Genomic DNA, 13,802 nt, shown 5'->3' with positions numbered 1-13,802 from the left:
TTGCATGAAAAAGTCGACGACTTTTACACAGGTTATATCGTTTGGACAGGCTGCAACATCAATAAGCGATGCCGACGCGTTGATGCACAAATTCCTTCGAATTTAACTGCTGATATAAAAAGTGTGCGGTATCTTCAACTGAAATTTTCTTTCCATCTATAGGGAGAAAATCTTTCTCATAGCGATATGACCGTGTCACTTCTCCATCTGGTAAATAGGTTGGACAAATAATGGTCCAATCTAGATCAGTCGATTGAAGGATTTCAAACGCTTTCGCATGCTCTTTAGCTGCTCGGGAAGTAGTCCGCTTTGATTCATTTGTTTCAAAACGGTAGAGCTCCGGCTGCTGCCTTGCTTTTAAAATACCTGCTGTACCAATTGTAATAATTCTAGATGTATTTGTTTGCTTCATGGCTTGTACGATATGCTCCATTGAAACAGATAATGTATCATCACCATCTGTTGATAGACAGCTCACAACAATATCTGCTCCTTTCATTGTCTCAAGCACATCTTCTCGATTTCTTGAATTGCCGGTGACTGAACAATACCCGCAAGCATTTCTTCTCGGTTTGTCCGAATCAATGAACGAACCATGTAACGATCATCTACTTGAACGAAACGAAGAAATGCTTGTCCTACACGTCCATGAGCACCGAAAAGAGCTATTTTCATCTGTTCGATCCCTCCACTACATACTATAAGTGAAAAGAACCCAAAATGGTACAACTTTTATGTGATGCTTTTTTTATAAAGGTGAAAGGACCGAATACTATGACCATATTCACATAATAGAGAGATCCCTACAAATTGTAAAAGTTCAAAGTTCATACCAGAAATAATGTCCATGAAGATCCGCTCCTTTCTACTACATGATATGAGCTGAAAGGAGTTTGGTGAGGGATAAAAACAAAAACAAAAAAAGAAGACACCATAAGAGGTGCCTTCTATGATCCAGGTATGAAATTAAGCTTTTGTTCCGCCAAGGTTTTGTTGAGCGTAAGACACAAGACGTTTTGTGATTTCTCCACCAACTGAACCGTTAGCACGAGCTGTAGTTTCTGCTCCAAGGTTTACACCAAATTCAGAAGCAATTTCGTATTTCATTTGATCGATTGCTTGCTCTGCTCCAGGAACTAGTAATTGGTTTGAACTATTAGAATTTGCCATGATGTGATTCTCCTTTTTGTATATGATTTATTTTTTTGGTTGGGTTTGCTGGAATCGCACCAGCGAAATGATCAAGTCATTTGCCACTTGGCGAAACCCAATGCAGTAACTGCTTTGTACTAAGTATTATGGTTATTTCCGAAAAAAACATACGAGAAAAGAACATGGTAAATGTTGTTGTGTCAACATACAAAAAACCATCACCCAATAATGAGTGATGGAGCTGCTTATATATCTTTTTATTCAGCTGAGCGTATGCGCAATTCTGTATCTGAATCAAAGAAATGGGCTTTGTTCATATTAATCGCAAGAGGGATAGACTGTCCCGCCTGTACATCGGTACGAGAATCAACACGTGCAATAAACGATTGATCATCGATAGAAGAGTAAAGCATCGTTTCTGCTCCCATTAATTCAGCTACCTCTACGTTAGCATTAATTTTTGTGCCTTCAGACGCCTCTATAAATACTGGTTCATCGTGAAAATCTTCTGGTCTGATGCCTAGTATGATATCCTTTCCAATATAGCCTTGGCTGCGTAATACTTTCATTTTTCCCTCTGGTACACGAATGTGAGTTTTTCCAACCGCGATGGCGCCGTCAGAGAGCTTTCCTGTAAAAAAGTTCATTGCAGGTGAGCCGATAAATCCACCTACAAACACATTCTCTGGGTTTTCATATACATCTTTCGGTGCTCCGACCTGCTGAATAAAACCATCTTTCATCACAACAAGGCGGGTTGCCATTGTCATGGCTTCAGTCTGATCATGTGTCACATAGATAAATGTCGTTTGCAGACGCTGATGAAGTTTAGAAATTTCAGCACGCATCTGAACACGGAGTTTTGCATCTAAATTAGAAAGCGGCTCATCCAAAAGGAAAACCTTTGCATCACGTACAATCGCTCTGCCAAGGGCAACACGTTGTCTTTGACCGCCAGACAGTGCTTTTGGTTTTCTGTCTAAATATTGCTCAAGCCCCAATATTTTAGCGGCATTTCGAACCCGCTCATCAATCTCTGCTTTCGGAAACTTCCGAAGTTTTAACCCAAAAGCCATATTATCGTACACATTCATATGAGGGTATAATGCATAGTTTTGGAAAACCATTGCGATATCCCGGTCTTTCGGTGCTACATCATTCATCCGTTTTCCATCTAACAGAAAGTCTCCTTGTGAAATTTCTTCTAGACCTGCAATCATGCGAAGGGTTGTTGATTTTCCGCAGCCTGATGGACCAACAAACACAATAAATTCTTTATCTTCTATATGTAGATTAAAGTTGTCTACTGCTGTTACCTTGTTATCATACACTTTATAAATTTGATTCAGCATTATTTCAGCCATTTGATGTCAGCCTCCCCAGTTTCTCTTTTTGAAAGCGCTTTATTGTTGAATAAAGTGTATAAAATGGGGAAGAGTCTGTAAATGGACAACGTGCACAACATCCTATTTTCATTTTTGGGCAGGATGCTCATACCTTCGTTTTTTATGAAAGATCGAGTAGAGTCATCATTAAATAAGCAGCCGATGCTTCTGAAAAATGTCGTATATCTAGCCCAGTGCGCTCAATAAATTTATCAATTCGATATTGAAGACTGTTTCTGTGAACATATAATGCTTTTGCTGCTTTGGATGCGTTTAAATTACATTGCATATAGGTCATGAGAGTGCGGTAAACATCTCGGTCAACAATCGCTTCTTTAAAAGCATCTGATATAGCATGAGAGAGGACAGATGCATCATAACAAATGAACGATGGTAGGCATTGATAAAATGTGGCAACCCCTGATCTAAGCTTTTCTCGCTGCATGTGGCATACAAAGAGCTGTTGTTCATTTAATAATCTCATCTGTAAATGGTCATTTGGCAAATGCAGCTGCCCTTGTATAAAGACTGAGTCTGTTAAAAAATCACTTGTAATGGCCAGAGACAAATCATTTAATTGATCTAATTGACTATTTTCTGATGTAGCATTTGGTTGAATCAGCATAGCTGTTTCAGGGCCTGTCCATATGAAATGAGTATGTTCGAGGCTGTTATTCACAGCCTCTTTTATTTGCTGTCTTTGTTCCTCTTGATGGATCATTTGAAAATAATAAACACGGACGGGATGTTGGACAGTTAGTGGTTTGTTTTCAAAAAGATAGCTGAACCATCTTTGTTCACCCTCGGTATGCGCTTTTTGAAATAGATCAATCGGTGTAAGAAAAGAGTTGAGAAGTAGTGTTTCTCTTGCTGTAATCTCCGATTTGTCTACTCCAAATATTTCGCCTTCGTCTGTTTGATACCAAAGAATTTGTTTGTCATGAGTAGGTGTACTGATGATATGGTCTCCGTAAACAAGTTTTAATTTTTCTAACATGGCGGGGCTCCTTAAACAGTTTAATCATAGACATGGAATAGCATTAATTCGTGGATTTCTTCTTTTAAGGTTGGTTCAACTTCATGGGGCGGAAGCTGAGAGCCCCATTCAATGTCACCTGTTTTGTGGTAGATGCCTTCATAATGCGCACCATTGTGGAAAAAGGATATTTTCCAGCCTGGCAATTGTGCTTTTTTAAAAAGAGGTTTCCATTGAAAATGAGAAATCATATCATCATTGCCTCCTTGCTTTTATTGATGAAACAATAAACAAACACGACAACACGGAAACAACCTTGAACTTGATTTTATTGTATCTCATCTCATGAAAAGAGCATAGAAAAAGCATAAATTTAAGAGCACGACATGTGGCAAAAATGTAGTCAGTAGACGTTCGCGTGATCTGAAGTGGTGAGTGCCGTTTCTGAAAGGTAAGATGCGAAATCCATGATTCTTTTCCCGATCAGCCATTCTGATTTTTTCAAAGAGACATGCTGGAAAATCTCTCGGCCAGGGCGAGAATTGGCCTCAAACATCCAAATGGCGCCTGTTTGATCAATGCCTAAGTCAAAACCGATTTCACCAATATGCCCGGTCATTTTTTTATCTATTACTTGGCTAAGCGTGATGGCAGTATGAGAAAGCTGCTGTAAAATCTGCAAACGTTTCTTTTCTTCTGGAAAGACAGCATAAAGTGTTTTCACCGTTCCGCCGTGTAACTGGTGAGTTGTGATGGTGTGATCTCCAGAAATTTTTGCTGCTGCTGCTGTGACTGTCCAATCACCGTCTTTATTTTTATTCGTATGAACTCTGAAATCCATCTGCTGATTGTCTATTTGAAGAAGCTCAATGCCTTGTTGTGCAATAAAATCATGAATTGCATGATCTTTTCGCAGCCTTTGAACAAACTGATCTATTGAATCATATGGAATAGCCCTTCCAAAATTTGAGCATACAGTGATTCCGTGATTTTCCTTTTTTAACCGATAAATACCGTCTCCATGACTTCCATTCGTCGGTTTTAAGTATATAACTTGATGCAGGTGGAGAAGTGTTTCAATTTTACTTAGAGCGTCCATGGGATCTAATTGTACAGAATGTGGGAGAAAGGACCATGTTTTTTCATCTGTTAATAGCTGTTCATGAATCTCCCATTTATTAAAAAAGTAAGGGTTGAACCAAGGGATATTATAGTCTTGGGTGAGTTTTCGCTTCGTTTCTTGAATGAGTGCTGACTGAGCAGCTTTTCTATTTGGAAGACGGTCATAAATGACTGACGGCAGGGGAAGCTGTTTTTTAACCCATGAACCTTGCTGGTACAACAATCCTTCTACAATTCCTTTTTCCCAATCAATAGAATGTGACCCAAAAAGATAGGCAAAACCAGCATGCTGTCTGAAAGAATTCAGCAGTTTGATAAAGAATTGTGATCTTGTTCCTAATGGCTGCGTGCTTTGCTCAAAACCTGCAGTGAAAATGCCCATCAACGGCCCTATAAAAAGTGTATGGTCAATGATGATCACATCAGCTTTTGATTGGTAAGGAATCAGTAAATCTCTGTATAGATCTTCAGATAATAATATTTTCTTTGGATGCTGATGATAGGAAATGTTGAAGCCATCAACTAAACGAGACCCTAGAGCAAGAGAATAGATGGCCTCTTTCTGTTTATAATGGTCTGGAAGATGAATTGTTTTTTCACTTGTGAGGTGTGGGGCGATGATGCAGCGATTTTTGTTCATAAGAAACCTCCTTCGGTTGAGACATCATCGATTGCGCATGTTCAAGAATGGTACGAATCAATTGATGTTCCTTTTCAGGGTAAACTTTTAAAAAAGCGGACCGTCCTGGCTTTGATCTGACATTTGATATGAACAGCCTGCCTTCACTTGTATGAAGTAAGTCTACTGCGAATTCAAAGCAAGGAGAGTACGTTTTATCTATATAAGCTGGAATTGATGCCTGAATGGATGCAATATCATCTAAAAGGAGCTCCTTGATGTGTGGCTGCAATGTATGTAGATAGTGTTCAAAGCCTATCACAGGATCCGATTTTTGTGTATAACTTAAAAGACTATTTTCTGCAGGTGATTTTGTGTGAATCCCCATGCGTTTCCATTGATTTTGTGAATCTTTCATAAGAAAAATCCTGATTTCATTAAATAAAGGTTCTTTTTGATCACTCGTGTTGAAAAATTGAAGGAAATACCGGCCTGCATATTTTTTGCACCAGCGCTCCATCTCTGACGCCCGAGAAAATGTAATGGTTTGATTGGAACTTAGCTGAACGGTGAATGTTGACTTGCCATCAAAGGAAATGAAGTAAGTAGATGCTGCATGCTGCTGGGAGAGAGGCTGCATTCTATAATAACCGCCAGCCCCGCACTCCCTTACCATATTGATCAGATCTGAGGGCTCTTTTAATAAAGAGCAGCCAGGTAAATATGGCTGTAAAGCAGAGAGGAGGCGGAGCTGTTCAAATAGCACCATTTTATTTGAAATGCCGGTATTCAAAAAATCTGTTTTTGGATACTTTTTTAGCCATTCCATGATGGGTTTTGCTTTTTTAGATTGTGCGTCATGCCGGTAAAGACATCGATCGTAAATCAAATCGGGAATCGGAAACTGTGCGTCGGCAAACCCTTGGTCATTCATATATGTTTGACCTTGTATCAAATTTGAAGCCGGCTTTAAATCAAGTGGTGTAAAACGAACAACCTTTAAATGATAAGAAGAGGCAGCTTTGGCGAGCTGACGTGTAAATGCCTCTTCATACTGCGGAGAAAGGGTTACAATACCTAATGTTGTCATTAAAAAACACCTTCTTTTCAACTTCTTTTTTTACCATCACAAAAACGTTTTTTTATGATTTTACTTAAAGCTTGCGCTCCTTTATCATTACGACAGATCGCTTGATCATATGTCTCGCTGCATACTTCATTTGCTTGGAAACTTGACAACAACTATAATACGTATAGATCAAAACAATAAACATCGGGTGTTGTTTGAAAGGTAGATGACGACTTTGAATATATTCACAACGTTTATCTTTATGATTGTTATCGGCGCAGTCATAGGAGCAGCGACAAACCATCTTGCAATTAAAATGCTTTTTCGGCCTTATAAGCCATATTACTTATTCGGAAAACAGCTTCCATTTACACCAGGGCTTATCCCTAAAAGAAGAGACGAAGTAGCCAAGCAGGTTGGTGTCATGGTTATGGAGCATTTGCTCACGCCAGAAGGTATTCAAAAGCGATTTGAATCATCCGAGGCAAAGCAAGAGATCCTGCGTACAGTCCATCGATATATTGACAAAGGCGCAAATATGGAGATAACCGTATTCTCCCTGCTAGAAAGATTCGGCGTTACAGAGGCTGATGTCAAAGCAGATAAATGGCTCCATCAGTGGTCTGATCAGAAGCTCAAGTCACTGCTTGAAACTTATAACCAGCAAACTTTATCTGAATTGCTCCCTGTAGAAGTGGAAAACAAAATATCATCGAAAATTCCAAATGCAGCAGATTATATTTTAAAGAGAGGCATTCATTATTTTGAAAGTGATGAAGGCAAAGCAAGGCTTGGCAATATGATTGATGATTTCTTAAAAGAACGGGGAATGCTTGGCAGTATGGTCCAAATGTTTCTAGGGAATTCAAGCTTAATTGATCGTGTACATCCCGAAATCATCAAGTTTTTAAGAAACGCAGAAACAAAAAGATTTTTATCCGATTTGCTTGTTCAAGAATGGGACAAGGTGAAGCAATTTTCTCTTCATGAGCTTGATGAAAAATGGAATGTGAAGGAACTTATTTTTAGTGTGAAAAATCAATTGCTTTCTCATTTCTCTACAAAGCTGATATTAGACAAACCTGTTGGGATATACGTCAGTGCTGTCGCGGATGATCTTAAAACACACTTTGCGCCAGTGTTGATTGATAAGGGGATCGGAGCGGCTTCAAATGCTTTAGAGGGTCTGCTTGCTAAGCTGCAATTTGAAGATATCATTCGTGAACAAATTGAACTTTTCCCGCTTGAAAAAATGGAAGAGCTAGTAGTCAGCATCTCCAATAAGGAGCTGAAAATGATTACATTTCTAGGCGGTCTTTTAGGCGGGATGATTGGTGCTATCCAGGCTGTTTTTGTGGCTCTATTCTAAGACAAGCTAGAGAAATTTTAATGAATTCATTGTATATATGTGAAACGAAAGCCATAGTTTGTTATAGTGGAGTGGTGTCCGCCGATCATATCGGTGATAACGGATAGAAAGGAGACATAACATGTCTGTAAATCTTTACGATGTTGCATATGACCTTGAAAAAGCATTGCGTCATAGCGAAGAATATTCAACTTTAAGAAATCTTTATGATGAGGTAAACGCGGATGAGTCCTCTAAAAGAATGTTTGAGAACTTCCGTGACATTCAAGTAAACCTTCAACAAAAACAAATGACTGGTCAAGAGATCACACAAGAAGAAGTGGAGCAAGCTCAAAAAACAGTTGCGCTTGTTCAGCAGCACGACAAAATCTCTCAGTTGATGGAAGCGGAACAACGTGTGAGTGTTCTTATCGGTGAATTAAATAAAATTATCATGAAGCCACTTGAAGAGCTTTATGGGAATCCAGAAGAAAACTAATGGAAAGGGCGATGTCATTCGCCCTTTTTTGTTTTATCTTTTCTCCTCAATATCTTTTAAAAAAAGGTTGTCGAAGCACATAAATTCTGCGATAATACTTATATTGAAAGTGCTTTCAAAAAGGCGCTCTCAAGGGACAATTGGGTGCGTTTCACTTGGGATTTAAGGCAGTGAGCCAAACGAGAGAGAAGCGCTTCTGGGAGAAACGCAAAGCATAAGGGGATCTGATATAAGCAATGCTTTGGTGTGTGAAAGATAAGGGGATCATGGGGAGCTTCATCACTCCATTGTAACGCATCCAAACCATACATAAAAAAAAAGCCTAGGGGTAGGCTTTTTTTATTTATCAATCATTCATAACCTGTGGCTCTTTCAACTGCATGTTCTAAAGCGCCAAGCTAGGGCATATCCTCATCGTAAGTACAGTCATCAAGAAGGGGGATGCCTCAGTGTCAAAAAAACTACTTGCACTCAATATAGATGGGACGTTACTTCGTTCCAATGGTAAAATCCATTCCGCTACAAAAGAAGCTGTGGAATATGTAAAGAAAAAAGGGGTTTACGTGACGATTGTCACCAACCGGCATTTTCGTTCCGCTCAAAAAATTGCCAAGGCGTTGAAGATTCCAACATCAACCCTTGTGACGCATAGTGGTGCATTTATCGCGGATAAACTCGATGAGCCGCTTCATGTGAAAAAATTAACGGAAGAAAAGACATTTAATCTTGTGCAAATCCTTGAAAGCTTCGATTGTAATGTCCGCTTGCTGCATGAAAAATTCTCGATCGGCAACCGGAAAAAACGCAGTCTCAGCTGATGGGAAAGACGCTCATTCATCCGTCTGATCCAATTTTCTATCCCGTTCAGTTTGTTGAATCGTTAAGTGATATGCTGATGGATGAACCGGTCAGTACACCAGTGATTGAAGTATATTCGACAGCGGAGCTTCAGCCTGAGATTCACAGGACCATTCAACAAGCATTCCCATCTGTTGATCTTATTAGGATCAGTGATGAGAAAATGAATATTGTCTGCAAAGGGGTTTCGAAAGAAGCGGGACTTTCTCTCTTAACCTCTGCACTCGGTTTTACTTTAGAAGATACGGTCGTTATTGGACATGGAACAGATGATATTCCAATGCTTGAATTGGCTGGTTTAGGCGTTGCTATGGGAAATGCTCCCAATGATGTCAAGCGCAAAGCCGATTGGGTGACCCGCTCGCACGATGAACAGGGTGTGGCTTATATGATCAAGGAATACTTTAGAATGCAGCAAAGAGAAGGATTTTATCATCAATTTGATATTAAAAGATAATACAGTGAAGGCCCTGTCAATCAAGAAATGACAGGGCCTTCGTCTGTTCCCTTCATTGCTTTTCCTACATGAATTTTGTAAAATGAAACAAGTTTGAAGATAAAGGTGATATGATGCGAATTTTAATTAAAGGGCTGTCAGATGAACGATTTCATCGCCCGCTTGTCAATATAGCCAATTTATTTGAAGAAGATAGTGAAGTGATATTTGAACCAAGTGAATTTAATGATGGTTTGGTCATTGAATTTAGTTGGAAGGAAGAAAATGGCATGGTGGAAGCGTCTGGCTATATCGATGGATCAGATATCACCAGTCGTTTTTCACGGGATCTCCCAAAGAACTTAAACGATAAGGAGCGCTGGAAGCAAATCAAAAACACAGTGCTGTCTGTTTATTTACACTTGCTTCAGGAGCACACAGGAATGACACAAAAGTGGGGGATTCTCACAGGAATACGTCCTACGAAATTGCTTCATAAGATGCTGAGAGAAGGCATGTCAAAGGAAGATGCACATGCGACATTAAAGCGTGATTACTTGATTCATGATGAAAAAATCAATTTGATGCAGGAGATTGTCGACCGTCAGCTTAAAGCCATCCCAGATCTGTATGACCTTCAGCAGGAAGTGAGTATTTATATCGGCATTCCTTTCTGCCCCACAAAATGTGCTTATTGTACGTTCCCTGCTTACGCCATTAAAGGACAAGCTGGTAGAGTGGGAACGTTTTTGTTTGGTCTGCATTATGAAATGCAAAAAATGGGCGAATGGCTAAAAGAACATGGGATCAAAGTGACGACCGTTTACTTTGGCGGAGGCACGCCAACGAGCATCACAGCGGAAGAAATGGATTTGCTGTATGAAGAAATGTATCGCTCGTTCCCTGATGTGAAGCATATACGGGAAGTAACTGTCGAAGCAGGGCGTCCTGATACGATTTCTCCTGATAAGCTAGAGGTGCTAAACCGCTACAATATTGACCGAATTAGCATTAACCCGCAATCGTATGAGAATGAAACACTAAAAGCTATTGGCCGGCATCATAGTGTGGAAGAAACGATTGAAAAGTATCACTTATCAAGACAGTACGGCATGAATAATATCAATATGGACTTAATCATTGGATTGCCGGGAGAAGGGCTCAAAGAATTCCAGCACTCCTTGCAGCAGACTGAGGAACTCAAGCCTGAATCTTTAACTGTGCATACACTTTCCTTTAAAAGAGCATCTGAAATGACGCGCAATAAGGAGAAATACCAAGTAGCAGACCGAGAAGAAATCACACGTATGATGGATGAAGCGGTCACTTGGACGAAAGCGCATCATTATTACCCATATTATTTATATAGACAAAAAAATATTTTGGGAAATCTCGAAAATGTCGGGTATTCATTAGATGGACAGGAAAGCTTGTATAATATCATCATCATGGAAGAAGTACAGACAATCATTGGCATTGGGTGCGGTGCAGCAAGTAAATTCATTGATCCACGGTCAGGGAAAATTACACAGTATGCCAATCCAAAAGATCCAAAATCGTATAATGACCGCTATGAACACTATACAGAAGAGAAAATTCAATTCCTTGAATCATTATTTGTTTCTCACGTTTAAACACTGCGATGACGCAGTGTTTTTTTCATTTGTAAAAGGGTATATAAGTGATAAAAAGTTAAAGCAGGTGTACATATGATAGATGTGATCGGAATTGGGGTTGGGCCTGCCAATTTAGGATTGGCCGCTTTGTTAGAGGAGTATGAGGATGTCTCATGCTGTTTTTTTGAACAGGAGTCTGAGTTTGCTTGGCATCCCGGTATGCTGATCAAAGGAACGGATTTACAAGTTTCCTTTTTAGCAGACCTTGTCACAATGGCGAATCCAAGGAGCAGGTATACCTTTTTAAATTATTTACATGAATCAAATAGACTTCACCGCTTCTATACATTTGAACAGTTTGATATCCCGCGGAGAGAATTCAATGAGTATTTATCATGGGTTGCAGGAGAGTTAGATAGCTGTCAGTTTGGGATGAAGGTAGAAGAAGTGACGGACTGCCAAGAAGGCTACCTTGTGAAAGTCAGACGATTGAAAGATGGTTCACTATCTGAGTATCGTGCAAAGCATGTCGTGCTTGGAACAGGAAGTAAACCGATGATTCCGGTCGATGTGCCTGAAGCAGCATACCCATATGTGACCCATAGCAGCCGTTATTTAGAACAGCAGAAATCACTTCACGAAGCTGAGTCGGTGGCGGTGATCGGTTCAGGGCAGAGTGCAGCCGAAATTTTCTTAGACCTGCTTCAGCATCAAAAGAAAGGCCAGCAGCTTTCGTGGTTTACGCGTTCTAGTGAATTTAGAGAGCTGGAGACGGCTGAGCTTGGCCAAGAGCTTTTTACACCAAAGTATGTCGAGTATTTTCATTCGCTTCCTTATGAAGAACGTATGAACACATTGCCTAGGCTGACAGGATTAAGAAATGGCATCGATGCATCGACGCTTTCGCGCATTTATCAGGAATTGTATCATCGCTCTGTTTCAGGTGAAGAGCCATCTGTGATCATTCAGCCAATGACCGAGCTTGAAGCGATTCAAATAGGAAAGCAGCAGCCCTTAGAGCTGCACCTCAGACAGTGGCAGCTGAAGAAAGAAAAAAGCATAACAGCAGATCATGCCGTATTAGCTACAGGGTACACACCGAATATCCCTGAATGGTTTGACGCATATGAACCTTTGATTGAATGGGAAAGTGATGCGCATTTTAAAGTGACAGACGACTTCAGGCTTGTGTTCAAAGACAAGCGCTCAAATCATTTCTTTACATTCACGAATCTTGATCATTCTCATGGAACAGCGGCGACCAATTTAAAACTATCGATTTACCGCAACCAGAAAGTGATTCAAACCATTCGCGGGGGCGAGGAAGCGCCAGTCAAGCAAGAAACTGCATTTCAGCAATTTGAATAAGACATAAAAAAGGGCCCAAGCATAGGGCCCCTTTTTTATTAGATCGTCGTTTCTTTTTTTACTTTTGGTTTTTCAGGTTTCCATTTGAAGATTTTGTTGAGGATTTGATAGATTTTCTTAGATTCTTTCGTTACGAGCGGTCCTAAAATCGCAAGAATTAAGACATACAATGCAGCAAAGGGCTTCAAAGTAGCGGCAAGTCCGCCCGCAATGCCAAGCTCGGCAACAATGATTGAAAACTCTCCTCTCGATACGATGGTTAATCCAATATTAGAAGAGGCTTTATGAGTAAATCCAGCTCTCCGTCCAGCAAACATTCCGGCAGTGAAGTTCCCAATTAAGGTAAGCATCACAGCGCCGATCGCAAGCCAGAAGGCATCACCCAATGTAAATGGATCAATACTGAGACCAAAGCTGAAAAAGAACATTGCTCCAAAGAAATCTCTAAACGGAACCACGAGATGCTCGATGCGGTCAGAGTGCTCTGTTTCTGAGAAAACAAGACCAAGTAAGAGAGCCCCAATAGCCTCTGCTACATGAATCGTTTCTGAGAAACCAGCGACAAAGAACAAAGCCGCAAATATCACAATGATGAACACTTCGTTCGAACGGATATCAAACAACTTGTTTAATAGTTTTGGCAGCTTTCGCGCAATAATAAAGAAAAGCATCATATAACCAAAAGCAATTAAAATAGATAATAAGGCACCGCCAACAGTAGTGGCATCTCCTAGGACAAGACCTGATACGACGGATAAATAAACAGCAAGGAAAATATCCTCAAACATAATAATCCCTAGAATTAACTCTGTTTCAGGATTTGCCGTCCGTTTCAAATCGACAAGGACTTTGGCTACAATGGCGCTGGATGAAATGGTGATAACCCCTGCCATAATGAGAACCTCAAGGAATCCAAACCCTGTGATAAAACCGTAGAGCAGTCCTAAGCTGAAGTTGATCAAAATATAAATAGATCCGCCGACTGCAATGGATTTACCCGATTTAATGAGTTTTCCGACAGAGAACTCAAGTCCAAGATAGAAAAGCAGGAACAGGACGCCCATTCTGCCAAAAAACGAAATAATCTCGGTGCTTTCGATAAATTTTAAATCAATAATCCCGATAGTTGGAGCATGCGGCCCAACAATCATTCCGAGGACAATGAGAAAAGGGATGATAGAAAATTTAATTTTATTGGCGATTAAGCTGGCAATGGCGATAAGAATAAGCGCCGTCCCAACTTCAAAGACTAAATGATCCATTCATCACTCTCCCCCTCTAGAAAGAAAATCACGTACCAATCGCTTCAAGTGTTTTCTTTCGCCCGAAATGACCATCGTATCATTTGCTTGAA

Annotated in this window: 11 protein-coding genes and 3 pseudogenes; 5 read left to right on the top strand and 9 right to left on the bottom strand. The window is 40.1% G+C overall.

Annotation, left to right across the window (positions count from 1 at the left end; translation table 11 throughout):
* Window positions 1-58 precede the first annotated feature (58 nt).
* The 7 genes and pseudogenes from AOQ70_RS06600 to AOQ70_RS06570 form a co-directional block, all read right to left on the bottom strand.
* Window positions 59-675, bottom strand: a pseudogene (locus AOQ70_RS06600) (NAD(P)-dependent oxidoreductase).
* A 291-nt stretch (window positions 676-966) separates the two neighbouring features.
* The gene (locus tag AOQ70_RS06595) at window positions 967-1,170 is read right to left on the bottom strand and encodes an alpha/beta-type small acid-soluble spore protein (RefSeq protein WP_039177528.1); all 204 of its coding nucleotides are present in this window, start codon (window positions 1,168-1,170) and stop codon (window positions 967-969) included.
* 239 nt (window positions 1,171-1,409) lie between these two features.
* Entirely contained in the window at window positions 1,410-2,516 is a 1,107-nt protein-coding gene (locus tag AOQ70_RS06590) for an ABC transporter ATP-binding protein (protein ID WP_039177530.1), read from the bottom strand.
* Between the two features lie 142 nt (window positions 2,517-2,658).
* The gene (locus AOQ70_RS06585; RefSeq protein WP_039177533.1) at window positions 2,659-3,534 is read right to left on the bottom strand and encodes a helix-turn-helix domain-containing protein; all 876 of its coding nucleotides are present in this window, start codon (window positions 3,532-3,534) and stop codon (window positions 2,659-2,661) included.
* Between the two features lie 20 nt (window positions 3,535-3,554).
* Window positions 3,555-3,764, bottom strand: a complete 210-nt coding sequence (locus AOQ70_RS06580) for a YheE family protein (protein WP_003211787.1) — start codon at window positions 3,762-3,764, stop codon at window positions 3,555-3,557.
* Window positions 3,765-3,916: 152 nt separating this feature from the next.
* The gene (locus AOQ70_RS06575; RefSeq protein ID WP_059375307.1) at window positions 3,917-5,275 is read right to left on the bottom strand and encodes a YheC/YheD family endospore coat-associated protein; all 1,359 of its coding nucleotides are present in this window, start codon (window positions 5,273-5,275) and stop codon (window positions 3,917-3,919) included.
* Complete coding sequence (locus tag AOQ70_RS06570; RefSeq protein WP_039177539.1) at window positions 5,232-6,344, bottom strand: YheC/YheD family protein; 1,113 nt, start codon at window positions 6,342-6,344, stop codon at window positions 5,232-5,234. The genes AOQ70_RS06575 and AOQ70_RS06570 overlap by 44 nt, the downstream gene beginning before the upstream one ends.
* A gap of 214 nt (window positions 6,345-6,558) precedes the next feature.
* Between AOQ70_RS06570 and AOQ70_RS06565 the strand changes: the two genes are divergently transcribed.
* From AOQ70_RS06565 to AOQ70_RS06545, 5 genes and pseudogenes are all read left to right on the top strand, one after another.
* Window positions 6,559-7,692, top strand: coding sequence for a DUF445 domain-containing protein (locus AOQ70_RS06565; protein ID WP_039177542.1), 1,134 nt, complete (start codon window positions 6,559-6,561; stop codon window positions 7,690-7,692).
* Between the two features lie 121 nt (window positions 7,693-7,813).
* A complete protein-coding gene (locus AOQ70_RS06560) occupies window positions 7,814-8,170 on the top strand; it encodes a YlbF family regulator (protein WP_024425750.1) in 357 nt (118 codons plus the stop codon).
* 449 nt (window positions 8,171-8,619) lie between these two features.
* Window positions 8,620-9,485: pseudogene (locus tag AOQ70_RS06555) on the top strand (Cof-type HAD-IIB family hydrolase).
* A gap of 113 nt (window positions 9,486-9,598) precedes the next feature.
* Complete coding sequence (locus AOQ70_RS06550; protein WP_039177547.1) at window positions 9,599-11,098, top strand: coproporphyrinogen III oxidase; 1,500 nt, start codon at window positions 9,599-9,601, stop codon at window positions 11,096-11,098.
* Window positions 11,099-11,173: 75 nt separating this feature from the next.
* Complete coding sequence (locus AOQ70_RS06545) at window positions 11,174-12,448, top strand: lysine N(6)-hydroxylase/L-ornithine N(5)-oxygenase family protein (RefSeq protein ID WP_039177550.1); 1,275 nt, start codon at window positions 11,174-11,176, stop codon at window positions 12,446-12,448.
* Window positions 12,449-12,486: 38 nt separating this feature from the next.
* On the opposite strand, the gene AOQ70_RS06540 is transcribed toward AOQ70_RS06545, so the two are convergent.
* Together AOQ70_RS06540 and AOQ70_RS20125 are read right to left on the bottom strand one after the other, a co-directional pair.
* Entirely contained in the window at window positions 12,487-13,710 is a 1,224-nt protein-coding gene (locus AOQ70_RS06540; RefSeq protein WP_059375305.1) for a cation:proton antiporter, read from the bottom strand.
* 3 nt (window positions 13,711-13,713) lie between these two features.
* A pseudogene (locus AOQ70_RS20125) lies at window positions 13,714-13,802 on the bottom strand (potassium:proton antiporter); the annotation flags it as partial.

The organism is Bacillus sp. AM 13(2015) (assembly GCF_001518755.1).
GTDB classification, from domain to species: domain Bacteria; phylum Bacillota; class Bacilli; order Bacillales; family Bacillaceae; genus Bacillus; species Bacillus safensis.
Note: the sequence above shows the minus strand (reverse complement) of the source record. Positions and strands in the feature narration are given on the sequence as shown.

Bases quoted from the DNA above. Each gene is read 5' to 3' on its own strand.
- AOQ70_RS06595 (WP_039177528.1), bottom strand. From the start codon at position 1,170: ATGGCAAATTCTAATAGTTCAAACCAATTACTAGTTCCTGGAGCAGAG.
- AOQ70_RS06575 (WP_059375307.1), bottom strand. From the start codon at position 5,275: ATGAACAAAAATCGCTGCATCATCGCCCCACACCTCACAAGTGAAAAA.
- AOQ70_RS06560 (WP_024425750.1), top strand. From the start codon at position 7,814: ATGTCTGTAAATCTTTACGATGTTGCATATGACCTTGAAAAAGCATTG.
- AOQ70_RS06550 (WP_039177547.1), top strand. From the start codon at position 9,599: ATGCGAATTTTAATTAAAGGGCTGTCAGATGAACGATTTCATCGCCCG.
- AOQ70_RS06570 (WP_039177539.1), bottom strand. From the start codon at position 6,344: ATGACAACATTAGGTATTGTAACCCTTTCTCCGCAGTATGAAGAGGCA.
- AOQ70_RS06545 (WP_039177550.1), top strand. From the start codon at position 11,174: ATGATAGATGTGATCGGAATTGGGGTTGGGCCTGCCAATTTAGGATTG.
- AOQ70_RS06540 (WP_059375305.1), bottom strand. From the start codon at position 13,710: ATGGATCATTTAGTCTTTGAAGTTGGGACGGCGCTTATTCTTATCGCC.
- AOQ70_RS06585 (WP_039177533.1), bottom strand. From the start codon at position 3,534: ATGTTAGAAAAATTAAAACTTGTTTACGGAGACCATATCATCAGTACA.
- AOQ70_RS06590 (WP_039177530.1), bottom strand. From the start codon at position 2,516: ATGGCTGAAATAATGCTGAATCAAATTTATAAAGTGTATGATAACAAG.
- AOQ70_RS06580 (WP_003211787.1), bottom strand. From the start codon at position 3,764: ATGATTTCTCATTTTCAATGGAAACCTCTTTTTAAAAAAGCACAATTG.